Source organism: Streptomyces sp. NRRL F-5135 (assembly GCF_000719775.1).
Lineage (GTDB): Bacteria > Actinomycetota > Actinomycetes > Streptomycetales > Streptomycetaceae > Streptomyces > Streptomyces hebeiensis.
The window spans coordinates 47,081-72,091 of the sequence record NZ_JOHR01000004.1 but is presented as its reverse complement, the minus strand read 5'-3'; the positions used below and the strand labels follow the sequence as shown (position 1 = coordinate 72,091).

Here is a 25,011-nt window from a genome sequence, read left to right as displayed (position 1 = left end):
CCCACCATGTACGGCGATGCCCAGTCACGGCGGAGTCCCGCCGACTCGGCTGTCGTCGGCACGCTCCCCCTGTCGGGCCTGACCTGCCGTCGGCACGTCGATCTCATGCGCACCTCCAGCGCGCGCTGTCGCTGACCCCCGGGGCCGCCCCCGTTCTGCCGTATCGACACACCCAGCCGCGCCGCGCCGCACGCGTGACGGGGCCCTTCACCCACGACGCCTCGTCGTCCCGGAGCCGCTCGCTCCCCAACCATTCGCTGCCCATAGGGGCGGTGACACTTCCGAGCCGCGACCGCGCGGCAGGCCGGCCCATGCCTGTATCCCGGCGCGGTCGCCCACGCGGACCGACCGATCACTCCTGAAAGGGAGCCCCATGCCCGAGCACCGAGTGCTCACCAGGGACGGAGTGCCTCCTCCCTCCGCACGCGCAGAGACAACCGGCTCTGACGCGGCACGCCCCACCGTCGCTCCCCCGTCCTCGTCGCGTTCCCCGCGCCGTCGCATCGGCCCTCGGCTCGCCGCCGTCGTACGCGTCGCGGGCCCCTGGGCCGTGCCCCTTCTGGCCTTGTTGACATGGCAGCTCACCGCAGGGGCCGGCCTTCTCTCCGCATCCGTCCTGCCGGCGCCGGAGGCGGTCTGGCGCGCGGGCTCCGACCTCGCCGGCACCGGCGAACTCCAGCGGCACATCTTCGCCAGCCTGCGCCGCATCGCCCAGGGTTTCGCCCTCGGCGCGGTCACCGGACTCGTGCTCGGGTTCCTGGTCGGCATGTCCAAGCTCATGGACGTGCTGCTGGACCGCTCCCTGCAGATGATCCGCACCATTCCGCACCTGGCCCTGGTGCCTTTGGTGATCGCCTGGTTCGGCATCGGCGAGGAACCCAAGATCCTTCTCGTGGCGCTGGGCACCTTCTTCCCCATCTACCTCAACACCGTCACCGGCATCCGCGGCGTCGACCCCAAACTGCTCCAGCTGGGCCGCTCCTACGGACTGGGACGTCGGGCTCTGGTGCGGGAGATCGCCTTTCCCGGCGCGATGCCCACCATCCTGTCCGGCATCCGCTACTCGCTGGGCGTCGCCTGGATCACCCTCGTGGTCGCCGAGACCATCTCGGCCGGCGACGGCATCGGCTACCTCGCGCAGGACGCGCGCCAGATGCTGCGCACCGACCAGATCGTCCTGGCCGTCATTCTCTACGCGGCGGCCGGTCTGCTCGCCGACCTCCTCACCCGGCTCATCGAACGAAGGATCCTGCGGTGGCACCCCAACTACCAGCGCCCGACGCGATGACGCTCCCTCAATCTCCTGCAGGAGCACGGCTTTCTCTCGATTCTGTCGGCCGACGCTACGGCGACCGATGGGTGCTGCGGAACCTTGACCTGCAGGTCGACGCCGGCTCGTTCGTCTCCTTCCTCGGCCCCAGTGGCGTCGGCAAGAGCACACTGCTGCGCATCATCGCGGGCCTGGAGGAGCCGAGCGCGGGCGCCTTCACCCTGCGCGGAAGCCGACCTGATCCGGTCACGGTCCGCATGATGTTCCAGGAGGACCGGCTGCTGCCTTGGCGCAGTGTCGAGGACAACGTCCAGCTGGGCACCGGCGGCCGTGCGGAGGAAGCCCGTTCACTGCTGCGGGCCGTGGGTCTGGACGGGCGTGGCGAGGCGTGGCCGGCGGAGCTGTCCGGTGGGCAGAAGCAGCGCGTCGCATTGGCCCGAGCCCTGCTGCACCGCCCCGAGCTCCTGCTTCTGGACGAGCCGTTCGGCGCCCTGGACGCCATCACCCGGATCACCATGCAGCAGCTCGTGGAACGACTTTGGCTGGAGCAGCCGCGCACGGTCCTGCTCGTCACCCATGACGTGGAGGAAGCCCTGATGCTCTCCGACCGCGTGCTGGTCCTGGCCGGCGGCGCGGTCGGACGTGATCTGCGCATCGACCTCCCCCGCGGTAAGCGGCGCGGTCACCCGCGGCTCGCGGCGTGGAAGGAGGAAATCCTGCATGACCTGCTCGACCCCGTCGCCGCCGCCTGAAGGACGCCTCCTCCACGCGGGCCATCGACCGGCCCCGTCGCTCCTCCGCTCCGTTGCCCCCGAAGGGACTCCCATGCCCAGCCTCGATCGCACGCACTCCGCATCCCCGTCCCCGTCGGCCGGGCGTCCCTCACGCCGTGGCTTCCTCGCCCTCGGCGGCCTCGCCGCCATGACCCCTGTTCTCGCGGCCTGCGGCGCGGGCGGGACCACTTCCCAGGAAACCAAGCCGATCGCCGACGGAGTACCTCAGCAGCTCCGCTTCGCCGTCATCGGAAGCGGCAAGACAGGAATACACGCTGCGCTCCGCTACCGGATGAACGGCCTGGACCTCGGCGAGACCCTCGGGGGCACCAAAGTCTCCTGGCCCTCCGGATTCACCGCTTCCCTGCCGGTGATGGAGGCGTTCAAGGCGGGCAGCGTCGACTTCTCCTTCGCCACCGCCACGGCAGTCGCCTACGCGGTGGGCGGTGACGTCCCCATCGTGCCGCTCGCCGCCTACCCTCTGCCCGGCTCGGAGGTCGAGATCCTCGTACCACGCGGCTCCGGCATCCGTGGCGCGGCCGATCTCAAGGGCGCTCGGATCGCCGACCAGAAGGGCACGACCGGCACCTACAGCCTGATCAAGTACCTGGAAACCGCGGGTCTGCGGCTGGACGACGTCGACTACGTCGATCTTCCGGCGGCGGACGCGGAATCGGCGTTCGCCAACGGCAAGGTGGACGCCTGGATCAGCTGGCAGCCGGCGATCGGACTGGCGAAGGCGCGGCACCGCGCGCGCAGCCTGCCCGGCGTCAGGACATACGACTACAGCTTCTATGTCGCCAGCGAGTCCTTCGCGAAGGACTATCCCGAGGCCGTGGCGAAGACTGTGCGCGCCGTACGGGACGCCCAGCGCGCCATCAACAAGTCACCCGTCAAGAGTGTCGACTTCTTCGACGGCATCGGCGGATTCGGCTCCACCGACCTGGAACGCGAGGTCTACCTCGAACTGACCCGGAAGAAGTTGTTGTCCGACTCCAACGCCGACGCCCTGGCCGTGGTCGACCGCAAGGCCGTCAAAAGTACTCAGGACCTCGCCGACAACTTCCACGACCTGGGCGTCTACCCGTCCGGCATCGACGTGACCGGGTTTCTCCAGGACACCCGCTTCGACTCCGTCAGGAAGGCGGTCGCCGCCGAACTGGCGAAGTGACCGGAGCCGCCCCGGACCACCGCGGCCCTCGTTCCTCAGCGCGGCCGCAACCCAGCAGAAGGACCCCTATGAGCACCTCACCGAACCACATGCACCTCGCCGCCTTCGTGACCGCGGGGCCCGGCCGTCCCGGAGGATGGCGGTACCCCGGCTCCGAGCCGAACTGGCTTTCCGCCTCCTACTACCAGCACATCGGCCGCGTCCTCGAGCAAGGCAAGTTCGACCTGATGTTCTTCGCGGACATCCTGTCCGTACCGGACCGGCTGAGCGGCAGTATGGACAGCCAGTTGCGCTACGGCTCGCTCGGCTCGCTCCGCCTCGACCCGACGCCCGTGCTGGCGTCGATCGGGGCAGTCACCGATCGTCTCGGGCTGGCCGCCACGGTGTCCACCAGCTACCTCGAACCGTTCCCCGTGGCCCGCTCGTTCGCGACGACGGACCACCTCACCGACGGCCGGGCGGCCTGGAACGTGGTCACCTCTTTCCAGGACTCCGAAGCCCGCAACTTCGGCAAGGACCGTCACATCGACCGCGACAAACGGTACCAGCGGGCCGACGAGTTCCTCGAAGTGGCCTGCAAGCTCTGGGACAGCTGGGAGGACGACGCCCTCGTCATCGATCCGGACGCACCGCTTTTCGCCGACCCCGAGCGCGTGCATCACATCGACCACGAGGGCGATTGGTTCAGCGTCCGCGGTCCCCTCAACGTCGCGCGTCCGCCGCAGGGCTACCCGGTGATCATCCAGGCGGGCGCCTCGCCCAAGGGGCGGGATTTCGCCGCTCGTTGGTCGGACGTCATCTTCTGCAGCCACGCCTCCCTCGAGTCGGCCCGGGATTTCTACCAGGACATCAAGAGCCGCGCCGTCCGCCACGGCCGCCGCCCTGAGGACATCAAGATCCTGCCGATGGCGACCCCCGTCATCGGGGCCACCACCCGGGCAGCGCACGAAATCAGTCGTGAGCTGGCGGATCTCGTACCGCCGCTGGCCGGCCTGTCGACGCTGTCGTACCACCTGGACATCGACCTGTCCGGCCTGCCACTGGACGAGCCACTGCCCGATGCGGACGTCCCCGGCGTGCAGGGCCACTACAAGGAGGTCGTCGAACTCACCCGGCGCGAGGGCCTCACCCTGCGGGAGCTGGGCAAGCGATACGGCGGCCGCACCGAGGGGACGTTCATCGGAACCGCTGCCGAGGTCGCCGACGGCATGGAGCAGTGGTTCGCCGAGGGCGCCTGCGACGGCTTCACCGTGGGGGCCACCCACGCGCCCCGGGCGTTCGAGGACTTCGTCCGCCAAGTGGTCCCGGAGTTGCAGCGCCGCGGCATCTTCCGCAAGGAGTACGAGGGCCGGACCCTGCGCGACAACCTGGGCCTGGAACGTCCCGCCGTCGGTGCGTGGCACCACCGCCGCTACGGCGCCTGAGCGGCAACCGACCATCGACACAAGGGCCACAGACGATGACCACGACAGCCCAGACCACGACGATCACCGGGCGGACCACGGACACACTGGGCCGTCTCCTGGTGACCGCACGCAGCAATCACTTCGTGTCCGACGCACGCACGGGGCCGGCCGAGGCCGTCCAAGCAGGGGAACTGCTTCTGGCCGCCCTCGCCTCATGCTCCTTGAGCAATATCCAACTCCATGCCCGGGAAGAGGCGTTCGGCCTGACTTACAGCCAGGCCGACGTCAGTTACGAACGTGATCCTGACGACCCCACCCGCTACGCGTGGATCCGCCTGGAACTCCGGCTGACCGGAGTCCGCGAGGAAGAAGCCGAGGAACTGGTCCGCCACTTCACCGGTAGCTGTCCCATCTACAACACGCTGCACCGGGGCAGCCACGTCGTGATCTCCGTCCACGCCGACTCCCCCGCGGCCCCACACTGACCTCTTGCCCCGATCACGCCCCCGGAAGGTCCTCCATGGCCGCCATTCTGTCCATCGCCGGCAGCCCTTCGCCGGTCTCGCGCACCGGACACCTCCTGTATCACGTCAACCAGCTGCTCAGCCGCGACGGCCACCAGGTCCACATGCTCCACGTCCGTGAACTGCCCGCCAACGCCCTGCTCGGCGCAGACGTCCGTCACCGGGCGATCACCGAGACAGCCGCCCGCTTCGAGGAGGCAGAGGGAATCGTGATCGGCACTCCCATCTACAAGGCCGCCTACAGCGGACTGCTCAAGACATTGCTCGATCTGCTCCCGCAGGACGCGCTGAGCGGCAAGACCGTGCTCCCGCTCGCCACCGGCGGCAGCACCGCCCACGTCCTCGCCCTCGACTACGCGCTACGGCCCGTCCTGGCCTCCATGGGAGCCGCTCACATCGTTCCCGGCCGCTTCACCCTCGACCGGGACATCACCGTCGACGGCGGTCACACGGCCCTCGCGTCAACGGCCGCCATGGAGTTGCGCCAGGCGACGAGGGCTTTCACTGCCGCACTCGGCGCAAGCGCACGAGGTCCCGCTGCTCGGGCCACGACCGACGCCTGGGCATCCGAGTAGGCCGACCCCGACGGCATCCGAGGATCGTCCGGAGCAAGGGCGACCGAACCAGGCTAACGGATCGGGACTCCCGAGAGCGTGCGGGCGATCACCAGGCGCTGGATCTCGCTCGTGCCCTCGAAGATCGTGTAGATCGCGGCGTCCCGGTGCATGCGCTCCACCGGGTACTCGCGGGTGAAGCCGTTGCCGCCCAGGATCTGTACGGCCTGGGCCGTGACGCGCTTGGCGGTCTCGCTGGCGTAGAGCTTGGACATGGAGCCCTCGGCGGCGGTGAACGGTTTGTTCGTGGCCGCCATCCAGGAGGCACGCCAGACCAGCAGGCGTGCCGCGTCGATGCCGGTGCGCATGTCGGCCAGTTGGAACGCGATGCCCTGGTTGTCGATGATCGGGCGGCCGAACTGGCTGCGGGTGCGTGCGTAGTCCAGGGCGACCTCGTAGGCGGCGCGGGCCGTGCCGACGGCCATCGCGCCGACGGCCGGGCGAGATGCCTCGAAGGTGGCCATGGCCGCGTTCTTCACGCGCTCGCCGCCGCCCGCCCGCTCGGCGGCCCGCTCGCGCGCGCGGGCGAGCCGTTCGTCGAGTTTCTCCTTTCCGCCGAGCAGGCAGTGCCCGGGCACCCGGACGTCCTCCAGCACGACCTCGGCGGTGTGGGAGGCGCGGATGCCGTGCTTCTTGAACTTCTGGCCCTGCCGCAGTCCGGGGGTGCCCGGCGGCACGATGAAGGAGGCGTGTCCCTTCGGGCCCAGCTCCGGGTCCACGACCGCCACGACCACGTGGACGTTCGCGATGCCGCCGTTGGTCACCCAGGTCTTCGTGCCGTTCAGCACCCACTCGTCGGTGGCCCCGTCGTACACGGCCCGGGTGCGCATGGCCGCCACATCGGATCCGGCGTCGGGTTCCGAGGAGCAGAAGGCGGCGAGTTTCACGTCGTCGGGGTCGCCGTACATCTGCGGTATCCAGGTGCCGATCTGCTCGTCGGTGCCGTTGGCGAGCACTCCGACGGCCGCCAGGCCCGTACCGACGATGGACAGGGCGATGCCCGCGTCGCCCCAGAACAGCTCCTCCATCACCATGGGAATGCCGAGGCCCGTGGGGTCGAAGTACTGCTGCGCGTAGAAGTCGAGGGAGTAGATCCCGAGCTTGGCCGCCTCCTGGATCACCGGCCAGGGCGTCTCCTCGCGCTCGTCCCACTCCGCCGCGGCCGGGCGGACGACGTCCGCGGCGAAGCCGTGGAGCCAGTCGCGGAGCTGCCTCTGGTCGTCGTTGAGATCGAGCGTGAACTCGGACATGGTCCCCTCCGGCAGTTACTTGCGGTAACAACAGTCTGTTACCAGCGAGTAGGCGATGTCAACCGGTGACCACGGGAGCAGCGTCCGCGGCTCACGGGGTGTTACGTTGCCGGGGCGTCAGGCACGGTGTACATCGCACGGGCGGGGAGAGGCCGTATGGAGAGCACACAACAGGCCGAGCAGCAGCGGTCCGCCCAGCAGCGGCGCCGCCAACTGCTGGAGGCCGCCGACCGGGTGGTGCTCCGGGACGGCCCGCACGCGTCCATGAACGCCATCGCCGCCGAGGCGGGCATCACGAAACCGATCCTCTACCGCCACTTCGGCGACAAGGGCGGGCTGTACCGGGCGCTGGCCAAGCGCCATACGGACGCGCTGCTCGCCGCGCTGCGGGCGGCGCTGGACGCGCCGGCCGAGCGCCGGCGGCGGGTCGAGGCGACGCTCGACACGTACCTCGCCGCGATCGAGGCCCGGCCGCAGGTGTACCGCTTCCTGATGCATCCGGCCGAGGACAGCCAACTGCCCGAGCAGGGCTTCGACGTGGGCCGCCACTCGGCGCCCCTGCTGCGCCGGCTCGGCGAGGAACTCGCCACGGTGATCCGGGAACGGGTCGACCTGGGGCCGGACAGCGAACAGCTCGCCCGGGTCTGGGGCCATGGCATCGTCGGCATGATGCACGGCGCGGGCGACTGGTGGCTGGGCGAACGCCCCTGCTCCCGGGAGCAGTTGGTACGCAGCCTGGCGGACCTGCTGTGGGGCCGGCTGGCCGAGGTCGACGACCGCGAGGGCGGCCCGGGGTTCTGAACGGTGGCGCGGGCGTGGCCACGGCCGTGCGCGGCCGTACGCGTACGGTGCCGTGCGGGGTGGTACGCGGCCGGGGCGTCCGCTGGGACTCCCCGGCCGCCGGGACTCTCGGGCGCCGAGCCGACCCCCGGCGCCGTCTCCACGTACCGGTGCCCGCGCCGTACCGCCCGAGCGGCGTCACCCGTACGGGCCCGCCTCCGCCGACCACGACGCCCGGCGGACCGCCCGCAGGAGCCGGGTGCGGCGGAGGCCGGTGAGGCGGTCCGCGTAGACCGTGCCGTCCAGGTGGTCGCACTCGTGCTGGAGGCAGCGCGCGAAGAACCCCGTTCCCTCCACCCGTACCGGCTCGCCCTCGCGTGTGACGCCCTCGACGACCGCCCGGTCGAACCGTTCGGTGCCCGCCTCCAGGCCCGGCAGCGACAGGCAGCCCTCCGCGCCGCGCACCGTGACCCCGTCGGCCGCCACCAGCCGGGGGTTGATGACGTGTCCGAGGTGGCGGACATCCTCGTCGTCCGGGCAGTCGTACACGAACACCCTCAGCGGCACCCCGATCTGATTGGCCGCGAGCCCGACCCCCCGGGCGGCGTACATGGTCGCGAAGAGATCCTCGATCAGCCGCGAGAGGTCCGGACCGAAGTCCGTGACGGTCCCGCACGGCGCGTGCAGCACCGGATCGCCGAGTATTCGCATGGCCTGTACTCGCCCGGTGCTGCCGGGGATCGGACGGTTTCGCATGCCGATCAGGTTACGGTCCGTGGTGACGCCCCAGGTTGTGCCGGTGCCGCGGTCGGGCCCCTGGCCGGATCTCGATAGGCTGACCCAGGGACCGATGCGAGGAGGACCAACGACGATGTCAGGCAACACGGACCCGCTGACGCCGCGGGCCAAGCTGGCCGTGACTGCGGGCAGAGCCGCGGCGGCCGTGTCGCGCGCCGCCGGACGAGGCAGCGGATCGGTGATCGGCGGCAAGGTCGCGCTCAAGCTCGACCCCGACCTGCTGGGCCGGCTGGCGCAGCATCTCGACGTCATCCTCGTCTCGGCGACGAACGGGAAGACCACCACGACCCGTCTGATCGCCGAGGCGCTGCGCGCCGCCGGGCCCGTCGTCTCCAACGCGCTCGGCGCCAACATGCCGGCCGGTATCACCTCCGCGCTCGCGGGCGGCTCGGACGCCAAGTTCGGCGTCATCGAGGTGGACGAGAAGTACCTGGCGGGCGTCGCCCGGGACACCACCCCCAAGGCGATCGCCCTGCTCAACCTCTCCCGTGACCAGCTGGACCGCGCCGCCGAGACGCGGATGCTCGCCGAGAAGTGGCGCGAGGGCCTGGCCGGTACGAAGTCGGTCGTCATCGCCAACGCCGACGACCCGCTGGTCGTCTGGGCCGCCTCCTCCTCGCCGAACGTGGTGTGGGTGGCGGCCGGCCAGGAGTGGAAGGACGACGCCTGGTCCTGCCCGTCCTGCGGCGGCGTGATGCAGCGCCCCGGCGACGACTGGTTCTGCGGCGAGTGCGGCTTCCGCCGGCCCTCCCCCAGCTGGGCGCTGCACGGCGACCACGTCCTCGACCCGAACGGTTCGGCCTGGCCGATCCACCTCCAGCTGCCCGGCCGCGCCAACAAGGCGAACGCGGCCACCTCCGCCGCCGTCGCGGCGGTCTTCGGGGTGCCGCCGCAGGTGGCGCTGGAGCGGATGTACCAGGTCCAGGCCGTGGCCGGACGCTACGACGTGGTGCAGTTCCTCGGCCGGGACCTGCGGCTGCTGCTCGCCAAGAACCCGGCGGGCTGGCTGGAGACGTTCTCCCTCATCGACCAGCCCCCGACCCCGGTCATCCTGGCCGTCAACGCCCGGGGCGCGGACGGTACGGACACCTCCTGGCTGTGGGACGTGGACTACACCCGGCTCACCGGCCACCCGATCTTCGTCATCGGCGACCGCAAGCTGGACCTCGCCGTGCGCCTGGAGGTGGCGGGCCAGGACTTCCGGGTCTGCGAGACCGCCGACGAAGCCGTACAGATGGCGCCGCCCGGACGGATCGAGGCGATCGCCAACTACACCGCGTTCCAGGATCTGCGCCGCCGCGTCGGCAACTGAGCCGTCCCGGCCCCCTGCCCTGTCCGGCGCTCCGGCCGTCCCGGAGCTCCTCGGGGCCGCCCCGAGCCGGTGCGGTCCGTGAGACAGGGCTCGAGGTCCCGTCCCGCCCCGCGCCGGCGGACCGGGGCCTTCACACCGACGAGAGAGGCAACAGATCCCGTGTCCGCGAACTGGACCCCCCGGCCCCCTGGAGGACGAGCGAGAATGAGCGAGAGCAGCCTGCGTCTCGTGTGGATCTACCCCGACCTGCTGAGCACCTACGGCGACCAGGGCAACGCCCTGGTGGTCGAGCGCCGGGCCCGGCAGCGCGGTCTGGACGTCACACGCGTGGACGTCCGCAGCGACCAGCAGGTGCCGACCTCGGGCGACATCTATCTGATCGGCGGCGGCGAGGACCGGCCGCAGCGGCTGGCCGCCGAGCGGCTGCGCCGGGACGGCGGGCTCAGCCGGGCCGTGTCCAACGGCGCCATCGTGTTCTCGGTCTGTGCCGGGTACCAGATCCTCGGCCACGAGTTCATCAACGACCTGGGCGAGCGCGAGGCCGGACTCGGGCTGCTCGACGTGGTCTCCACCCGGGGCGAGGGCGAGCGGTGCGTCGGTGACGTACTGGCCGACATCGACCCGCGGCTGAACCTGCCGCAGCTGACCGGGTTCGAGAACCACCAGGGCGTCACGCACCTCGGCCCGACGGCCCGGCCGTTCGCCCAGGTGCGGCTCGGCCGCGGCAACGGCACCGGCGACGGCACGGAGGGCGCGTACAACGACACCGTCTTCGGCACCTACATGCACGGTCCCGTGATGGCCCGCAACCCGCACATCGCGGATCTGCTGCTGAAGCTCGCGCTCGACGTGAACGCGCTGCCGCCGACCGACGACCGCTGGTACGACGCGCTGCGCGCCGAGCGCGTCGCGGCGGCGACGCAGCCCGCCTGAGAGAGGGCGGCGCGGCCCGCCCGGGAAGCGACGGGGCGGCCCGTCGAGAGCCGTACCGCCCGGTCCGGGGCCACCACCGCCCCGGGCCGGGCCCCGACCGGCTCCGGGCAGCCCGGGCGGAGCCCGGGGCGTCCAGCAGGCGGACGCGGGGTTTCGGTCCCGCCCCCGCCCGCCGGTAGGGTGACGACGATCAGGTCGTACGAAGAAGTCCGGCCGTCGGCCCACGTTGCAAAGGTGTCCCGGGCAATGCGAATTGGTGTGCTCACCTCCGGCGGAGACTGCCCCGGCCTCAACGCCGTGATCAGGTCCGTCGTGCACCGCGCCGTCGCCGACCACGGCGACGAGGTGATCGGCTTCCACGACGGCTGGAAGGGCCTTCTGGAGTGCGACTACCGCACCCTCGACCTGGACGCCGTGGGCGGCATTCTCGCCCGTGGCGGTACGATCCTGGGCTCGTCCCGGGTCCAGCCCGCCCATCTGCGGGACGGTGTGGAGCGCGCCAAGGGCCATGTGGCCGACCTGCGGCTCGACGCCATCATCCCGATCGGCGGTGAGGGCACCCTCAAGGCCGCCCACCTGCTCTCCGAGGCGGGACTGCCGATCGTCGGCGTGCCGAAGACCATCGACAACGACATCGCCTCGACCGACGTCACCTTCGGTTTCGACACGGCCGTCGGGGTCGCGACCGAGGCGCTGGACCGGCTCAAGACGACCGCGGAGTCCCACCAGCGCGTCCTGATCGTCGAGGTCATGGGCCGGCACACGGGCTGGATCGCACTGCATTCCGGGATGGCCGCCGGTGCCCACGCCATCGTCGTGCCCGAGCGCCCGTTCGACATCGACGAGCTGACCGAGGTGGTCGGCAAACGCTTCTCGGCGGGCAAGCGGTTCGCGATCGTGGTGGTCGCGGAGGGCGCGAAGCCCCGCGAGGGGTCGATGGCCTGGGACGAGGGCGGCAAGGACATCTACGGGCACGAGCGCTTCGCGGGAGTCGCCCGGCAGCTCTCGGTCGAGTTGGAGGAGCGCCTCGGCAAGGAGGCCCGGCCGGTGATCCTCGGCCATGTGCAGCGCGGTGGCACCCCCACGGCGTACGACCGGGTCCTCGCCACCCGCTTCGGCTGGCACGCGGTCGAGGCGGCGCACCGCCGCGAGTTCGGCATGCTGACGGCGCTGCGCGGCACGGACATCGTCATGGTGCCGCTGGGCGAGGCCGTACAGACGCTGAAGACCGTGCCCGCGGACCGCTACGCCGAGGCGGAGTGCGTGCTCTGATCCCCCCCGCGCACCGTGGTCGGCCCCCGGCGGCCGCCGGGGGCCCGGGCCGCGCGGCGGGGCCGCCCCGGTCGCCGACGCGGCCGGGGACGGTTCTACTCTGGTGCGGACGACCGGCGCGTATCAGGCGCCGGTCAGCGGCGACGTCCCACGGGAGCAGACGGATGGATCACAGCGGGCACGGCACGACGATGGATCTGCCGCCGTTCACGCTGGCCCGGGCCCTGGGGTACTCCCCCGACCTCTTCTTCCTGATCGGCTGCCTGCTGGCGCTGGGCCTGTACGGCTGGGGCGTGCTGCGGCTGCGCCGGCGCGGGGACAGCTGGCCGGCCGGGCGTACGGTCGCGTTCGTCCTCGGGGTGCTGACGGTGGCGCTGGTGATGTGCACCGGGCTGAACGACTACGGCATGGTCATGTTCAGCGTGCACATGGTGCAGCACATGGTGATCAGCATGGTCTCCCCGATCCTGCTCCTGCTGGGCGCGCCGGTGACCCTGGCCCTGCGCGCGCTGCCGGTCGCGGGCGGTGGCCGCACGGGGCCGCGCGAGCTGCTGCTGGCGCTGCTGCACAGCCGGTACGTACGGGTCGTGACCCATCCGGCCTTCACGATCCCGCTGTTCATCGCGAGCCTGTACGGCCTGTACTTCACGCCCCTCTTCGACTTCCTCATGGGCTCCAGGCCCGGTCACATCGCGATGATGGTGCACTTCCTGGCGGTCGGCCTGGTCTTCTTCTGGCCGATCATGGGCGTCGACCCCGGCCCGCACCGGCCCGGCTATGTGATGCGGATGCTGGAACTGTTCGCCGGAATGCCGTTCCACGCCTTCTTCGGGATCGCGCTGATGATGGCGAGCGAGCCGATGGTGGACGCCTACCGCACTCCCCCGGCCTCCCTGGGGATCGACGCCCTGGCCGACCAGAACGCGGCGGGCGGTATCGCCTGGGCGTTCAGCGAGATCCCGTCGGTCCTGGTCCTGGTGGCCCTGGTCTACCAGTGGTACCGCTCGGAACAGCGGCAGGCCCGGCGCTCGGACCGGGCGGCGGACCGGGACGGTGACAAGGAGCTGGCCGCGTACAACGCCTATCTCGCCTCGCTGCAGGCCAGGGGCCGGTAGCGCGGAGCGCGGGTCCGGGGCGACCATGGGGCTCACGGCCCCGGCCCCGGAGGAGGACATGACGTGTCCGGATCCACGAAGACGATGGGTGTGGTGACCGTCGGCGCGCTGGTCGTCGTGACGGGCTACACCGCGGCGCTCGGCAGCAACGGCTGGCTCTGGTTCGGATGGGTGGTCCTGGTCCTGATCACACTCTCGATGGTCGCCTCACGGGGCCGCTGACGTCCGGTGCCGTGACCGGCAAGGTTTGCCGAGGAGGGCCGGCTAGGGAGTGGGCCGGCCGTTCACGCTGGTGCCGTCGACGCCCGACGGCCGCACGGGGGTGGCCCCGCCCTCCGGCCCGGCGTCTTCCGCGGCTCGCTTCGTGGCACGCTCCGCCGTGGGCCCGGCGGACCCGCTGCGGCCGTCGGCCGCGGGCCCGGCCGTGCCGCTCCTGATCGCGTCGAGGATGGCCATGCCCTGGCCCACCAGCCCCGCCGCGACGCCGTTGACGCCGTCGGTGCCGTTCAGGACGGTCAGCCGCGCGTCCGCCATGCCCCGGGCGGCCGAGTCGGCGAGCGCCGGCAGGTTCTCCACGATGCGGTTGGCGGCGATGAGCTCCTGGTTGCCGTCCTTCAGGGACGCCGCGCGGACCGCGTTGGCGTCGGCCTGTGCCTGGGCGAGGGTGCGCTCCGCGTAGGCGTTGCCGTCCGCCTCGAACTTGGCCCGGTCGCGGGCCGCCTCGGCCAGGGTGCGCTGCCGGTACGCCTCGGCGTCCGCCGGCCGGCCGACCTCGGCCGCCAGCCGCTGCGCCGCCAGCCGCGCGTGGCGCTCGGCCAGCGCCGTCTGCTCCTCGATGGTCTCCTGGGATGCCCTGGCCTCCGCCAGGGGGCCCGCCTGGGCGGCGCGGGCGCCCGCCTGCTCGGTCTCCGCGTGGAAACCGGCCCGTTTGATGGCGGTGTCCCGCTCGTACTCGGCCTTGAGCGCCGCGGCCTGCTGCTCCCGCTCCGCGGCTTCCTGGTCCGCCCCGGCCTGGGCGATACGGGCCTGGCTCGCGACCGCCGCCGCGTGCGGGGCCGCGAGGTTGTTGATGTAGCCGGTGGCGTCCTCGATCTCCTGGATCTGGAGGGCGTCCACCACGATCCCGAGCTTCTCCATCTCGCTGTGGCTGCCCTGCTTGACCTCCTGGGCCACCCGGTCGCGCTCCCGGATGATCTGCTCGACCGTCAGTCCGCCCACGATGGACCGCAGGTGCCCGGCGAAGATCCGGCCGACCAGTTCCTCCATCCGGTCCTGCTCGGTGAGGAAGCGGCGGGCGGCGTTGGCGATCGACACGGCGTCGTCCCCGACCTTGAACACCGCCACCGCCCGCACCCTGAGGCGGATGCCCTGCTGGGTGACGCACTCCTCGACGATCTCCGCCTCCCGCAGCGCCAGCGACAGCATGCGGGCCTTCTGTTTGACGGGCACCACGAAGCTGCCGTGCCCGGTGACGATCCGGAACTGGGTGTCCCTCGCCTGCCGTTTGGAGCCGGATATCAGCATCGCCTCGTTGGGCGCGGGAACGTGCCAGAACAGCATTGCGGTCTCCTGACGTACTGATCTCCTGATGTACTCCGGGGCTCCCGGCGTACGTGAGGTCCCCGTCCTGCCGGAGAGGAACCCGTCCTGCCGGGAGGGGAAGGGGCTCCTCAGGAGGGAAGGGGCTCCACGATCACCGAACGCGCCGAGATGGAGTCGACGACGATCACATGAAGGTTCCTGCCGATGGGGTGGTCGGCCCAGGCCGCGTAGGCCTCGGAGCCGCCCCGTACCGATACCAGCACCTCACCGGGCCCGTCGGCGGGGATCGGAACGGTGACCCTGCCGATCGCTCCGACCGGGCTCTGCGAGGACTCATCCGCCGCGCGCATACGGCTCAGCACTCGCGACCATGGGCGACCACGCCTCCTGGAGGGCCTGCCTCCGGTCCCGTATGCCCGAGAACGCCCCGGGCGCGGCGGCCGACGGCGGCACGTCCTCTCGATCTCTTTCACCCTACTCCGCGTGCCGCCGGACGGACCTGCCGAGCGGGCGGGGACGGCGCCTCGCACCGGGCTCGGGTCCGGTGACGGAGCCGCCACCCGATCGGGTGAATGTGGCGCGGGGACGTTGCCGGACGGCACCTCTTCCGCCCCCTCCGGTGCGCCGAGAGCCCGGATTCACCGCCTCATTGCCGGGTACGGGCGGCGTCACCGCGACGCGCCGGGGGATTCCGGGTCGTACCGCCCCGGTGGATGCACCGCCATGCTGCTGCCGACCCACCCACGACCGCTGACCGAAGGAACGCCTCCAGTGACGACGACTGGCACGGAAGAGCCGGCCGAGACCGGCGACGCTTACGAGAACGAGGTGCCGGTCCGGCGCAAGCATCCCGGCAAGGTCGTCGTGGCCTGGCTGACCACCACCGATCACAAGACGATCGGCACGATGTACCTGGTCACGTCCTTCGGCTTCTTCGTCTTCGGCGGTGTGCTCGCCCTCTTCATGCGGGCCGAGCTGGCCCGGCCGGGGACGCAGATCATCTCGAACGAGCAGTTCAACCAGGCGTTCACGATGCACGGCACGGTCATGCTGCTGATGTTCGCGACACCGCTGTTCGCCGGGTTCACGAACTGGATCATGCCGCTTCAGATCGGCGCGCCGGACGTGGCCTTCCCCCGGCTGAACATCTTCGCGTACTGGCTGTACCTCTTCGGCTCGCTCATCGTCGTCTCCGGCTTTCTCACACCGAACGGCTCGGCCGACTTCGGGTGGTTCGCCTACTCCCCGCTGACGGACGGGGTCCACTCGCCGTGGGTCGGCGGCGACCTGTGGATCATGGGCCTGTCCTTCAACGGCTTCGGCACGATCCTCGGCGCGGTCAACTTCGTCACCACGATCGTCTGCATGCGCGCGCCGGGCATGACGATGTTCCGCATGCCGATCTTCACCTGGAACGTGCTGCTGACGGCCGTACTGGTGCTGTTCGCGTTCCCCGTGCTGGCCGCCGCGCTGTTCGCGCTGGAGGCGGACCGCAAATTCGGCGCCCACGTGTTCAACGCCGCGAACGGTGGGGCGCTGCTCTGGCAGCACCTCTTCTGGTTCTTCGGCCATCCGGAGGTCTACATCATCGCCCTGCCGTTCTTCGGGATCGTCACGGAGATCATCCCGGCCTTCAGCCGGAAACCGGTCTTCGGCTACATCGGCCTGGTCGCGGCGACCATCTCGATCGCGGGGCTCTCCATCACGGTCTGGGCGCATCACATGTTCGTCACCGGCGGTGTCCTTCTCCCGTTCTTCGCCTTCATGACCTTCCTGATCGCCGTGCCGACCGGGGTGAAGTTCTTCAACTGGATCGGCACGATGTGGAAGGGCTCGCTGTCCTTCGAGACACCGATGCTGTGGTCGGTCGGCTTCCTGGTCACCTTCCTCTTCGGCGGTCTGACCGGGATCATCCTGGCCTCGCCGCCGATGGACTTCCACGTCTCGGACTCGTACTTCGTGGTGGCGCACTTCCACTACGTGGTCTTCGGGACGGTGGTGTTCGCGATGTTCGCCGGGTTCCACTTCTGGTGGCCGAAGTTCACCGGGAAGATGCTGGACGAGCGGCTCGGGAAGATGACGTTCTGGACGCTGTTCGTCGGCTTCCACGGCACGTTCCTCGTCCAGCACTGGCTGGGCGCGGAGGGCATGCCCCGGCGGTACGCCGACTACCTGGCGTCGGACGGGTTCACCGCGCTCAACACCGTGTCCTCGATTTCCTCGTTCGTGCTGGGTCTGTCGTTGCTGCCGTTCTTCTACAACGTCTGGAAAACGGCGAAGTACGGGAAACAGGTCGAGGAGGACGATCCGTGGGGCTTCGGCAGGTCCCTGGAGTGGGCGACGTCCTGCCCGCCGCCTCGGCACAACTTCCTCACGCTGCCGCGGATCCGCTCCGAGTCCCCGGCCTTCGACCTGCACCACCCGGACATCCGGTCGTTGGACGAGGCCCTGAACAGGCCCCATGCGTCCCGGACCGTGGCGCCCGGGGACAAGCAAGAGGACTGAGGGGGAGGTCCGTGGAGCCCGAGGAGGACATTGCCCGGGGCGTCGCCCGGGACGTGGACCGGAGCGTGGACCGGCGCATTGCCCAGGACATCGCGCGGGGTATCGCCCAGGTCGAGGGTCATCTCCTGTGGAGCGCGGAGATGGCGGACATCCGGCGTCAGGCGGTCCGGTTCACCGCGCAGTTGCCCTGGCTGACATCCGCACAGCGGGCCGACGTGGAACGCGTCTACGTGACCGACCGGGCAGCCGTCTCCCGGGCGATACTGCTGCGCGTGCGGGAGCGGGCCCTGGCGTTGCGCGGGGAGTACGGCGAACGGTACGCACGGCTCAGGGCGCGATGCGTGGCGTGGACGGTGGCGGCGGTCGGCGCGACGATCGGTCTCCTGGCGGCGGTGACGCTCCTCGCCCGCTGACACCTGGTCAGGCCGGGCGGCGCAATGGCCGTAGCGGCGGGGAAGACCGGCGCCTCGGGGCTTCCGGGCCTCGGGGACACGACACCGGCGAACAGCGCGCGGCGGGCGGCCCGGCACGCGGGGAAACGTGCCGGGCCCCCCGCATGACACGCTCACTCGGAGCTCAGGGCGTCCTTACCGGCCCACGCCCGGGAGTGGTGGGAGCGCAGTCCGCTCCAGTCCAGCGCGTCCCGCGCCTGCCGGGACGTGAGATCGGCGGCCTCGCGGGCCTCGGTGACGACGTCGCCGTGCTCCCTCACCAGTTGGTCATAGATCGGCGGATTCGATGCCACGTTCTTTCGTCCTTCGGTCGTCAGGCGGTGAGCCGCCCTCCGTGCCGAGGCCGGCAGCGGGAACACCGGCGTCCACGTGTAAACCACGCCACGCATTCCCCAGGTCAGCCTACGTATGCGCGCCCCGTTCCCCCAACCCTCTGTGAAACGGATCACGCCGGAATTCGCCCATTCCCGCGTGAGGACGCGTCGTCGGTCAGTCGCGGCCCTGCCAGAGGTCCGGGCCGAACACCTCGTAGTGGATGCGCTCGGCGGGCACTCCGGCGTCCCGCAGGCGCTCCCGCACCGTGCGCATGAAGGGCAACGGGCCGCACAGACAGGCGTCGAGGGGGCCGGCCGGGAGCGTGATCGCCGCGAGGTCCACCAGCCCGGTGCGGTCGCCGACGGCCGCGCCCCGACCGTCCTCGTACCAGAAGTGGGCCTGTCCGTCGGCGAGTTTGCCGACCAGGGCCAGGTGCTCGTCGCGCAGCGCGTGGTCCGCGGGCGAACGGTCGCCGTGTACGACGACGACGGGGCCGCGGTGTCCGTCGCGCACCAGCTGCTCCAGCATCGCGATCACCGGCGTGCAGCCGATGCCCGCCGAGGCGAGCAACAGGGCCGCCCCGGTGTCGCGGAGGACGACATCGCCGTACGGGGCGGACAGCTCGACGACGTCGCCTCGGCGGACCCGGTCGTGCAGATACCCGGACACCTCCCCGGCCGGGGACGCCTCGCCGGATGCCCCACGGTGCGCCTCACCGGGGGGACCGGATCCGGCGGGTACGCGCTTGACCGTGATCCGGCGGGACTCCGTGCCGGCCGTCCCGGTGAGGCTGTACTGCCGGATCTGCCGGGCGCCGTCGGGCAGTTCGACACGGACCGAGACGTACTGGCCCGCCGTGAACTCCGGCGCCGCGGCGCCGTCGGCCGGCCGGAGTTCGAGGGAGATCACGTCGGCGGTCTCCTGGACCCGCCCGACCACTCGCCACGGCCGCCAGGTGTCCCCGAGGAGGACGCCGTGGCGGGCGTAGAGGTCCCGTTCGGCGCGGATGAGGCTGTTGGCCATCAGCCAGTACACCTCGTCCCAGGCAGCGGCGACCTCCGGGGTGACCGCGTCGCCGAGCGCGTCCCCGATGGCCGCGAACAGGTGCGCGTGCACGATGCGGTACTGGCCCGCGCTGATGCCGAGCGAGGCGTGCTTGTGGGCGATCCGGCCGAGCAGGGCGTCCGGGGACCGGTGCGGCTGGGTCACCAGCGCTCCCGCGAAGGCCGCGATCGCACCGGCGAGCGCCTCGCGCTGTGCGCCGGTGGCCTGGTGGGCGCGGTTGAACAGCGTGCGCTCCAGTTCGGGATGGGCCGCGAACATCCGCGCGTAGAAGCGCTCGGTGATCTCGCCCAGGGCCTCTCCCACGGCGGGCAGCGTGGCGCGGACGACGGCGGCGGACTCCTCGGTCAGCACAGTGGTGCCTCCCCTTCCTGAACTGGCATATGACATTCGCATTTATGGGCGTGCGCACGCGTCCCACGGCTTCGTGCGACGCGGTCCTGCTCCATGGGTGCGCCCCGCACGATGGACACCACGCGCACGACGGCGACGCGCACGACGGACAGGACCGGCGCGGCGGGCCGAGCCGGCGTCAGCCCGCCCGGCCGCCCCTGCCCACCAGCCCCAGCAGCACCGGCCCGGTGGGCGACTCCGTCAGGCTCTCCACCGTGAGCGGATCGAGCGAGGCATAGAAGGCCTCCTGCGCCCGCCGGAGCGCCCCGCGGAGCCTGCAGCCGCCGTGCAGCGGACAGGGGGTGTCCCCCTCGCAGTCCACGACATCACCGACTCCTTCGAGCTCCCGCATCAGTTCCCCGATGGAGACCTCACGACCCGCCCCGGTGATGGCCAGCCCGCCACCGCGGCCCCGTCTGGTCTCGACCAGACCCAGGCGCCGCAGCCGGGCCACGACCTTGGCGAGGTGCGAGTACGGCACTCGCAGGGCGGCGGCGGTCTCCCGCGCCGTGGAGGGTTCCTGGGCGACAGCGAGAGCCATGAGCACCCGCAGCGCCAGATCCGATGACCTGGTGAGGCGCATGCGCGCAGATTAGATAATACGCATCTTGGACGCAAATTAATGTCGCGCGTCCAGGCTCCCCATGCCGACGGAACCTTTCGCCGGACGGGCCCGGGCCGCTCGGCGCCGGCCGGCGAAAGGCCCGGCCGGCGCCGGCCCGCGGAAGGTCAGATCTCCAGCGCACCCTCGACCTTCTTGAGGCTGTGGCGGGCGAGCGCCAGATTGGCCCGTTTGCGGTCGAGGGCCAGGTAGAGGAAGAGCGAGCCGTGGCTGGCGGCCAGCGGGCGGATCAGGTGGTACTGGGAGGAGAGCGTGATCAGCATGTCCTCGACCGTGTCCTCGATGTCGAGGGTGGCCAGGGTGCGCGCCTTGGCCCGTACGACCTCGGTGTTGCCGGCGGCGGCGACCTCCAGGTCGAGCCCCTGGCCGCCGCCCAGCGTGCCCAGGGACATGCCACTCTCGTAATCGACCACCGCGACACCGAGGGCGCCTTCTATGCTCATGGCCTCTTTGAGCGCGGTCTCCAGATTCATCGTATGGTCCTGCTTCCTCGATCTGGCGGCGGCACTTGCTCAGATCGGAGAGAAAGAAGTCCATGAGCAAAGTCGCCAAGGTCGGTCACCAAAGTGCAAGTTGCGCCTAGGCTACTGTGTCAACTGGCTGGAAATGAAGGGATACACGTGTCAGCCATCGAGGCATCCCTTTCCGAGCTGCTGAAGACCCCGGGGCTCACCGGAGCCGCACTGGTGGACGGCGTCACGGGACTCACCTACGGCGCCGTCGGGGACGCGCCGGAGGCGGGAGACGGCGCGGAGACCGCCGAGTTGACGGCCCTGATCACCGATCAGGTGGGCCGGGCGGCGGCCGACAACGAACTGGAGAGCGTGATAGTGACAAGTGCGCGCCGCTATCTCGTCGTTCAGACCGTCCGGCGAACCGGGGACCCGCTTCTGCTGGTCGCCGCACTGGACCGGAGCCGGACCAACCTCGCCCTGGCGACACGCCAGTTGACGGCCCACGCGGAAGGTCTGGCAGCGTGACGGACGGACCGCGCCTCGCGACCACGGGCGAAGGGACCGGCGCCGGCCACCCGCCCGAGACCGCCAACCTCGGCCGCGCGCAGATCGGCAGCCCCGGAGTTCCCGGTGTCCCGTTCGGTGAGCCGGACGTCCCCCGCCCCTCGCCCGACGGCACGGCCCAGGAGGCGCCCCGCGCCCCCGACGGCCAGGAGCCGCGGCAGGACGCCCCCGCGCGCACCCTCCGCGCGCTGCTGCTGGGGCTGCGCCAGGAAGCGCGCAGCGGCACCGTGCGAGTCTCCGGGACACCTGGAGGAACGATTCATCTGAGGGACGGGCTGATCGTCGCGATCGAGAGCCCTGGTACGCCCTCCGTCGAGTCCGCCCTGCTGAAGTCGGGCCGTATCGACGAGGAAGGCTGGGCCCGGGCGCTCGCCACCGCCCGGGAAACCGGCGCGGAGGGCGACGCACTGGGAGCCACCCTGGTGGCTCAGGGCCTGGTCGGGGCCGTCGAGCTGGAAGTCCTGTGCGCCGCCACGGTGTTCGAGGGCGCGTTCGCGCTGTCGCTGGGCCGGACGGCCGAGTGGGAGACCGCCGAACCGTCCCCCGTACTGCGGTGCGGGCCCGGGATCGAGCCCCGGGCCGCGGCCGAGGAGACCACGCGCCGCCTCGCGATGGTGTCCCGGCTGTGGGGCCCGGCGGCCGAGCTGGCCCGGGCCAGGACGCGGCCCTCGTCCCAGGCGGAACGGGCGGCCGGCCGGCTGCCCCGCCGCTACCAGTCGCTCCTCACGGCGGCCAACGGCCGCCGCACCCCACGGGATCTCGCGTTCGTCCTGGGCCGGGGGCTGTTCGGTGTCATGGTGGATCTGATCCGCATGAACGACCTCGAGCTCCTCCAGTGGGAGGGCGCCCGGCCGGCCGGCAGACCGAGCACGGCCCCACGGCTGATCCCCACCGAGCAGTCCCCGCCCCCCGCGCCGTCGGCCACGCTGCCCCGACGCGTCCCCCGCGCGCGTCCGGACCGCCTCGGCCCCTGACGCGGGAGTGGTTCCCGCCTCTCGACATCTCCGTATCCCGTCCCGCCCGTCTCCCGCCGGCAACCACCCTTCCGTTTCCCGCCCCCGTTTCCTTTCTCCACCGCCTCTCCCCTCCCCCATCTCTCCCCGTCCCCCGCCTCTCTCCCTCCCCGTCTCTCTCCCTCCCCGTCTCTCGCTCCACCGAGCTTTTTGATCTCCGCGCGCGCCTCCCCGTCCCTTTCCCACGCCCACGGCACCACCTCGACCGGATCACACCCTAGGAGCGACCACCATGCACGCACCCTCCTCCGTCACCTCTCTCGTCGACGTACTGACCTCACTGCGGGAGCGGGTGATGGGGACATCGGAAAGCGTTCTGTCGACCGCCGACGGACTGCTGGTGGCCGCCGACGCCGACAGTGTCCAGCCCGAGGCGATAGCCGCGCTGGCGGCGGCCACCCTGGGCATCGGCGCGCGCATGGCCCAGCAGGCCGAGGCCGGCGCGCTCCGTGACGTGGTGATCCGCTGCGGCGGCGGACAGATCGTCGTCCTCGCCGTCGGTGACCGGGCGTTGCTCTCCGTCCTGGGCGACGAGGGGCTCGACATCGCGGCGCTGCAGCGCGAGGCACCCGCGATCGTCAAGGAGCTGAGCGCGCTGCTGGCCGGAGATGTGTCCGCCTGACCGCCGATCCGGCGCCGGCCCCCTGCTCGTCATCCCTCGGAGCTACGTTCACGGTGCGCTCCCTAGCGGGACGCCGGCCGTGTTCTTCCCGGTGGGCGGGGTGTGGCCACGCCCGGTTACGCCGCTGCCCGAGGCCGGGGCAGCACGTACCGGCAGTGGCCGGGGGCCCCGCACGGCACGGCTGTTCCGGCCGGTCGCCGCCACACAGGCCGCGGTGTTCGCGTAGGAGAGGGGTCTGGTGCGCCCCACCGGTATCGAGCGGGTTCGAGGAGCGGACGCGCCGGGCGGCGCTCGCCCCATACCGACGGAACCGCGAGTACGGCAAGCGCCCCGCCGGGAGGCAGGCCGTCGAGTCCCGCTCCTCCGGCGCCGCCCTCAGCCGACCGTCGCCCAGAACGCGCGCAGGGCCGAGGCGCCGCGGGCGGGGTCCTCGGTCAGCCACCAGTGGCCGAGACCGTCGAGGACCTCGACCCGGGCCCCTGCCCTGCGGGCGGCGCGGCGCCACTGTTCCCCGGTCCCGACGAGGTGGTCGGCGGTGGCGAGGAGCGCGAGCCCCGGTCGCGCCGCGGCACGCTCCAGCTCCCGGCCGAGGCCGGCCATCTCCGACGTGGCGGACCGGTAGACCGAGAGCACGGCGCGGCCCATCGCCTCGTCCTGCCCCGCGGCGACACGGGCGGCGACCTGCCCGCCCATGCCCCGCGCGACGAGCGTACGGGTGCGCTCCTCGACGGTGGAGCCGAACCGCGCGGCGACGTCGGCCTCGCCCGCGCCCGGCGTCTGCCAACGACGGGCGAGTTCATGCCATACGTAATCGGGCTCGTAGATCCCGAGCACGTCACTCGCCCAGCTGCGGACGAGGTCGGGGCGGCTCAGTACGACGTTCACGACATGACCGCCGCCCAGGTCGTGTCCGACCAGATCGACCGGCTCCCCGAAAGCCGTCAGCTCACGGGCCAGCCAGTCCCGGTATTCGAGGAGGGTGGCACCGAATCCGGCGGGCAGCGGCGCCCCGAACCCGGGCGGCGACAGGCGGACCAGGTCGGACCGGTACTGCTCCAGCTCGGCCAGCAGCGGGTCCCAGACCGCCGCCGTCTCGGGATTCCCGTGGACGAAAACCGCGGGCACGGCGCTCACACCCCACTCGGTACGGTCGGCTGCAGGACCGACTCCACGAGCGCCTCGTCCCGCAGGTGGGATATCTCGCGGTAGTCGGGGTCCCGGAGCATGTCGGCGAACGCCCGCCGGTTCGGGTAACGCACCAACAACACCATGTCCCACGCCTGCCCCTCCTCGGCGACCAGCGCGCGCCCGCCGTCGCCCGCGTACTCCACGGTCACCCCGTATCGGGAGCTGACCGAGCCGCGCAGCGCCTCCGCGTACCGCTGGTAGCTCTCGCGGCCGCCGTCCGGCCGGAACCGCAACAGGTTGAGCATCACCACCGGGCCGCCGGGGTCTTCGGAGAGCAGGACATCCAACTCACGGTCGTCGATCTCGATCAACGGAACCTCCAGGAAGCGGGGGAATGCGACGCGCCCACCGTCACATACTTGTTGGCCGACACGCAAGTTTGTATTGCTATCATTCCGCCATGACCACCGCACGCCGCACCCAGCGGGAACGCCGGGACCAGGCCGAGTCCGCACTGCTGAACGCCGCCGCAGAACTGGTCGTCGAGCAGGGCGTGCGTTCGCTGACGCTGGCCCGTGTCGGCGAACGGGCCGGTTACAGCCGAGGGATCGTCACGCACCACTTCGGCTCCAAGGGGGAACTGCTCAACCGCCTCGCCCGCGGCACGCAGACCGGCTTCGTACCGGGACTGGACGGCCTGCCACCCGGCTCGGACCGCCTGCTGCGCCTGATCGACGGCTACATCGGCGCACTCGGGCAGGACGGCGTGGCGTCACGTGCCTTTCTCGTGCTGTGGGCCGAGGCCGCCACGGATCCGGAGCTGGCACCCGTCTTCCGCGAGCGGGACGAGGCCTTCCGCGCCGACCTGTGCGAGGACGTCCAGGCCGGCATCGAGGACGGCACCCTGCGCGGCGACCTCGTTCCCGCCGAGGTGGCGGTCGCGATCGTCGGGCAGCTCCGCGGGATAGGACTGCAGCGGCTGCTCGACCCCCGGGCCGTCGCGACCGAGCGGCTCCGCCACACCGTCACGGCGTACTGGCGCCGGTCGCTCCACGCCGCCGACGGGTGAACGCGGACGCCGTCGGCACCGCGCCGGGGACGGCGTTACGCGGTCAGGGAA

General features: G+C 71.3%; 28 protein-coding genes. 18 read left to right on the top strand and 10 right to left on the bottom strand.

Going from position 1 to position 25,011, the window contains the following annotated elements:
- The first annotated feature begins 373 nt into the window (after positions 1–373).
- From IG02_RS0107190 to ssuE, 6 genes are all read left to right on the top strand, one after another.
- On the top strand, positions 374–1,288 hold the full coding sequence (locus tag IG02_RS0107190) for an ABC transporter permease (RefSeq protein ID WP_037802514.1): 915 nt from the start codon (positions 374–376) through the stop codon (positions 1,286–1,288).
- Positions 1,289–1,359: 71 nt separating this feature from the next.
- The gene (locus IG02_RS0107185) at positions 1,360–2,022 is read left to right on the top strand and encodes an ABC transporter ATP-binding protein (RefSeq protein WP_234314641.1); all 663 of its coding nucleotides are present in this window, start codon (positions 1,360–1,362) and stop codon (positions 2,020–2,022) included.
- A gap of 73 nt (positions 2,023–2,095) precedes the next feature.
- Positions 2,096–3,214 (top strand): NrtA/SsuA/CpmA family ABC transporter substrate-binding protein, encoded by a 1,119-nt coding sequence (locus tag IG02_RS0107180; protein WP_030743202.1) that lies wholly within the window; start codon positions 2,096–2,098, stop codon positions 3,212–3,214.
- A 68-nt stretch (positions 3,215–3,282) separates the two neighbouring features.
- A complete protein-coding gene (locus IG02_RS0107175) occupies positions 3,283–4,638 on the top strand; it encodes an LLM class flavin-dependent oxidoreductase (protein ID WP_199813969.1) in 1,356 nt (451 codons plus the stop codon).
- A gap of 35 nt (positions 4,639–4,673) precedes the next feature.
- Positions 4,674–5,105 (top strand): OsmC family protein, encoded by a 432-nt coding sequence (locus tag IG02_RS0107170; protein ID WP_030743200.1) that lies wholly within the window; start codon positions 4,674–4,676, stop codon positions 5,103–5,105.
- 35 nt (positions 5,106–5,140) lie between these two features.
- Complete coding sequence (ssuE, locus tag IG02_RS0107165) at positions 5,141–5,719, top strand: NADPH-dependent FMN reductase (protein WP_051764619.1); 579 nt, start codon at positions 5,141–5,143, stop codon at positions 5,717–5,719.
- Between the two features lie 53 nt (positions 5,720–5,772).
- Here the strand turns inward: ssuE and IG02_RS0107160 are convergent, their stop codons facing one another.
- A complete protein-coding gene (locus IG02_RS0107160; RefSeq protein WP_030743196.1) occupies positions 5,773–7,008 on the bottom strand; it encodes an acyl-CoA dehydrogenase family protein in 1,236 nt (411 codons plus the stop codon).
- 156 nt (positions 7,009–7,164) lie between these two features.
- Between IG02_RS0107160 and IG02_RS0107155 the strand changes: the two genes are divergently transcribed.
- A complete protein-coding gene (locus IG02_RS0107155) occupies positions 7,165–7,809 on the top strand; it encodes a TetR family transcriptional regulator (protein ID WP_030743194.1) in 645 nt (214 codons plus the stop codon).
- A gap of 177 nt (positions 7,810–7,986) precedes the next feature.
- On the opposite strand, the gene def is transcribed toward IG02_RS0107155, so the two are convergent.
- The gene (def, locus tag IG02_RS0107150; RefSeq protein ID WP_030743192.1) at positions 7,987–8,544 is read right to left on the bottom strand and encodes a peptide deformylase; all 558 of its coding nucleotides are present in this window, start codon (positions 8,542–8,544) and stop codon (positions 7,987–7,989) included.
- A gap of 115 nt (positions 8,545–8,659) precedes the next feature.
- Here def and IG02_RS0107145 point away from each other — a divergent pair, with 115 nt between their 5' ends.
- The 5 genes from IG02_RS0107145 to IG02_RS42065 all read left to right on the top strand — a co-directional run bounded on the left by IG02_RS0107145 (position 8,660) and on the right by IG02_RS42065 (position 13,440).
- Positions 8,660–9,898, top strand: a complete 1,239-nt coding sequence (locus IG02_RS0107145; protein ID WP_030743190.1) for a MurT ligase domain-containing protein — start codon at positions 8,660–8,662, stop codon at positions 9,896–9,898.
- A gap of 204 nt (positions 9,899–10,102) precedes the next feature.
- Entirely contained in the window at positions 10,103–10,831 is a 729-nt protein-coding gene (locus IG02_RS0107140; RefSeq protein ID WP_030743188.1) for a type 1 glutamine amidotransferase, read from the top strand.
- A 246-nt stretch (positions 10,832–11,077) separates the two neighbouring features.
- Positions 11,078–12,103: a 6-phosphofructokinase gene (locus IG02_RS0107135; RefSeq protein WP_030743186.1), complete on the top strand. Its 1,026-nt coding sequence runs from the start codon at positions 11,078–11,080 to the stop codon at positions 12,101–12,103.
- Positions 12,104–12,267: 164 nt separating this feature from the next.
- The gene (locus IG02_RS0107130; RefSeq protein ID WP_030743184.1) at positions 12,268–13,218 is read left to right on the top strand and encodes a cytochrome c oxidase assembly protein; all 951 of its coding nucleotides are present in this window, start codon (positions 12,268–12,270) and stop codon (positions 13,216–13,218) included.
- A 63-nt stretch (positions 13,219–13,281) separates the two neighbouring features.
- A complete protein-coding gene (locus IG02_RS42065; RefSeq protein ID WP_030743182.1) occupies positions 13,282–13,440 on the top strand; it encodes a hypothetical protein in 159 nt (52 codons plus the stop codon).
- 42 nt (positions 13,441–13,482) lie between these two features.
- Here IG02_RS42065 and IG02_RS0107120 read toward each other — a convergent pair whose 3' ends face one another.
- On the bottom strand, positions 13,483–14,778 hold the full coding sequence (locus tag IG02_RS0107120) for a flotillin family protein (RefSeq protein WP_078854274.1): 1,296 nt from the start codon (positions 14,776–14,778) through the stop codon (positions 13,483–13,485).
- Positions 14,779–14,888: 110 nt separating this feature from the next.
- Positions 14,889–15,110 (bottom strand): hypothetical protein, encoded by a 222-nt coding sequence (locus tag IG02_RS0107115; protein ID WP_030743178.1) that lies wholly within the window; start codon positions 15,108–15,110, stop codon positions 14,889–14,891.
- Positions 15,111–15,531: 421 nt separating this feature from the next.
- Between IG02_RS0107115 and ctaD the strand changes: the two genes are divergently transcribed.
- Both ctaD and IG02_RS0107105 read left to right on the top strand, forming a co-directional pair.
- The gene (gene ctaD / locus IG02_RS0107110; protein WP_030743176.1) at positions 15,532–17,265 is read left to right on the top strand and encodes a cytochrome c oxidase subunit I; all 1,734 of its coding nucleotides are present in this window, start codon (positions 15,532–15,534) and stop codon (positions 17,263–17,265) included.
- A gap of 77 nt (positions 17,266–17,342) precedes the next feature.
- Complete coding sequence (locus IG02_RS0107105) at positions 17,343–17,678, top strand: hypothetical protein (RefSeq protein ID WP_037802544.1); 336 nt, start codon at positions 17,343–17,345, stop codon at positions 17,676–17,678.
- 152 nt (positions 17,679–17,830) lie between these two features.
- Here the strand turns inward: IG02_RS0107105 and IG02_RS36025 are convergent, their stop codons facing one another.
- The 4 genes from IG02_RS36025 to IG02_RS0107085 form a co-directional block, all read right to left on the bottom strand.
- The gene (locus tag IG02_RS36025; protein ID WP_324604721.1) at positions 17,831–18,010 is read right to left on the bottom strand and encodes a hypothetical protein; all 180 of its coding nucleotides are present in this window, start codon (positions 18,008–18,010) and stop codon (positions 17,831–17,833) included.
- A gap of 196 nt (positions 18,011–18,206) precedes the next feature.
- Positions 18,207–19,448, bottom strand: coding sequence for a globin domain-containing protein (locus tag IG02_RS0107095; RefSeq protein ID WP_030743172.1), 1,242 nt, complete (start codon positions 19,446–19,448; stop codon positions 18,207–18,209).
- 178 nt (positions 19,449–19,626) lie between these two features.
- The gene (locus tag IG02_RS0107090) at positions 19,627–20,070 is read right to left on the bottom strand and encodes an RrF2 family transcriptional regulator (RefSeq protein WP_030743170.1); all 444 of its coding nucleotides are present in this window, start codon (positions 20,068–20,070) and stop codon (positions 19,627–19,629) included.
- A gap of 146 nt (positions 20,071–20,216) precedes the next feature.
- A complete protein-coding gene (locus tag IG02_RS0107085; protein ID WP_030743169.1) occupies positions 20,217–20,582 on the bottom strand; it encodes a hypothetical protein in 366 nt (121 codons plus the stop codon).
- A 147-nt stretch (positions 20,583–20,729) separates the two neighbouring features.
- Between IG02_RS0107085 and IG02_RS0107080 the strand changes: the two genes are divergently transcribed.
- The 3 genes from IG02_RS0107080 to IG02_RS0107070 all read left to right on the top strand — a co-directional run bounded on the left by IG02_RS0107080 (position 20,730) and on the right by IG02_RS0107070 (position 22,763).
- Positions 20,730–21,089: a hypothetical protein gene (locus IG02_RS0107080; protein ID WP_030743168.1), complete on the top strand. Its 360-nt coding sequence runs from the start codon at positions 20,730–20,732 to the stop codon at positions 21,087–21,089.
- A complete protein-coding gene (locus IG02_RS0107075; protein WP_234314640.1) occupies positions 21,086–22,102 on the top strand; it encodes a hypothetical protein in 1,017 nt (338 codons plus the stop codon). The genes IG02_RS0107080 and IG02_RS0107075 overlap by 4 nt, the downstream gene beginning before the upstream one ends.
- A 271-nt stretch (positions 22,103–22,373) precedes the next feature.
- Positions 22,374–22,763 carry a roadblock/LC7 domain-containing protein gene (locus IG02_RS0107070; protein WP_030743163.1) on the top strand — a complete coding sequence of 130 codons (390 nt, stop codon included), beginning with the start codon at positions 22,374–22,376 and terminating at the stop codon, positions 22,761–22,763.
- 375 nt (positions 22,764–23,138) lie between these two features.
- Here IG02_RS0107070 and IG02_RS0107065 read toward each other — a convergent pair whose 3' ends face one another.
- Both IG02_RS0107065 and IG02_RS0107060 read right to left on the bottom strand, forming a co-directional pair.
- The gene (locus IG02_RS0107065) at positions 23,139–23,897 is read right to left on the bottom strand and encodes an alpha/beta fold hydrolase (protein ID WP_234314639.1); all 759 of its coding nucleotides are present in this window, start codon (positions 23,895–23,897) and stop codon (positions 23,139–23,141) included.
- A complete protein-coding gene (locus IG02_RS0107060; RefSeq protein ID WP_030743157.1) occupies positions 23,894–24,262 on the bottom strand; it encodes a DUF1330 domain-containing protein in 369 nt (122 codons plus the stop codon). Before IG02_RS0107060 ends, IG02_RS0107065 begins: the two co-directional genes overlap by 4 nt.
- Before the next feature lie 89 nt (positions 24,263–24,351).
- Between IG02_RS0107060 and IG02_RS0107055 the strand changes: the two genes are divergently transcribed.
- The gene (locus tag IG02_RS0107055) at positions 24,352–24,960 is read left to right on the top strand and encodes a TetR/AcrR family transcriptional regulator (protein WP_030743154.1); all 609 of its coding nucleotides are present in this window, start codon (positions 24,352–24,354) and stop codon (positions 24,958–24,960) included.
- Positions 24,961–25,011 lie beyond the last annotated feature (51 nt).

Bases quoted from the DNA above. Each gene is read 5' to 3' on its own strand.
- IG02_RS0107190 (WP_037802514.1), top strand. From the start codon at position 374: ATGCCCGAGCACCGAGTGCTCACCAGGGACGGAGTGCCTCCTCCCTCC.
- IG02_RS0107180 (WP_030743202.1), top strand. From the start codon at position 2,096: ATGCCCAGCCTCGATCGCACGCACTCCGCATCCCCGTCCCCGTCGGCC.
- IG02_RS0107175 (WP_199813969.1), top strand. From the start codon at position 3,283: ATGAGCACCTCACCGAACCACATGCACCTCGCCGCCTTCGTGACCGCG.
- IG02_RS0107170 (WP_030743200.1), top strand. From the start codon at position 4,674: ATGACCACGACAGCCCAGACCACGACGATCACCGGGCGGACCACGGAC.
- ssuE (WP_051764619.1), top strand. From the start codon at position 5,141: ATGGCCGCCATTCTGTCCATCGCCGGCAGCCCTTCGCCGGTCTCGCGC.
- IG02_RS0107160 (WP_030743196.1), bottom strand. From the start codon at position 7,008: ATGTCCGAGTTCACGCTCGATCTCAACGACGACCAGAGGCAGCTCCGC.
- IG02_RS0107155 (WP_030743194.1), top strand. From the start codon at position 7,165: ATGGAGAGCACACAACAGGCCGAGCAGCAGCGGTCCGCCCAGCAGCGG.
- def (WP_030743192.1), bottom strand. From the start codon at position 8,544: ATGCGAAACCGTCCGATCCCCGGCAGCACCGGGCGAGTACAGGCCATG.
- IG02_RS0107145 (WP_030743190.1), top strand. From the start codon at position 8,660: ATGTCAGGCAACACGGACCCGCTGACGCCGCGGGCCAAGCTGGCCGTG.
- IG02_RS0107140 (WP_030743188.1), top strand. From the start codon at position 10,103: ATGAGCGAGAGCAGCCTGCGTCTCGTGTGGATCTACCCCGACCTGCTG.
- IG02_RS0107135 (WP_030743186.1), top strand. From the start codon at position 11,078: ATGCGAATTGGTGTGCTCACCTCCGGCGGAGACTGCCCCGGCCTCAAC.
- IG02_RS0107130 (WP_030743184.1), top strand. From the start codon at position 12,268: ATGGATCACAGCGGGCACGGCACGACGATGGATCTGCCGCCGTTCACG.
- IG02_RS0107120 (WP_078854274.1), bottom strand. From the start codon at position 14,778: ATGCTGTTCTGGCACGTTCCCGCGCCCAACGAGGCGATGCTGATATCC.
- IG02_RS0107115 (WP_030743178.1), bottom strand. From the start codon at position 15,110: ATGCGCGCGGCGGATGAGTCCTCGCAGAGCCCGGTCGGAGCGATCGGC.
- IG02_RS0107090 (WP_030743170.1), bottom strand. From the start codon at position 20,070: ATGCGCCTCACCAGGTCATCGGATCTGGCGCTGCGGGTGCTCATGGCT.
- IG02_RS0107085 (WP_030743169.1), bottom strand. From the start codon at position 20,582: ATGAATCTGGAGACCGCGCTCAAAGAGGCCATGAGCATAGAAGGCGCC.
- IG02_RS0107070 (WP_030743163.1), top strand. From the start codon at position 22,374: ATGCACGCACCCTCCTCCGTCACCTCTCTCGTCGACGTACTGACCTCA.
- IG02_RS0107055 (WP_030743154.1), top strand. From the start codon at position 24,352: ATGACCACCGCACGCCGCACCCAGCGGGAACGCCGGGACCAGGCCGAG.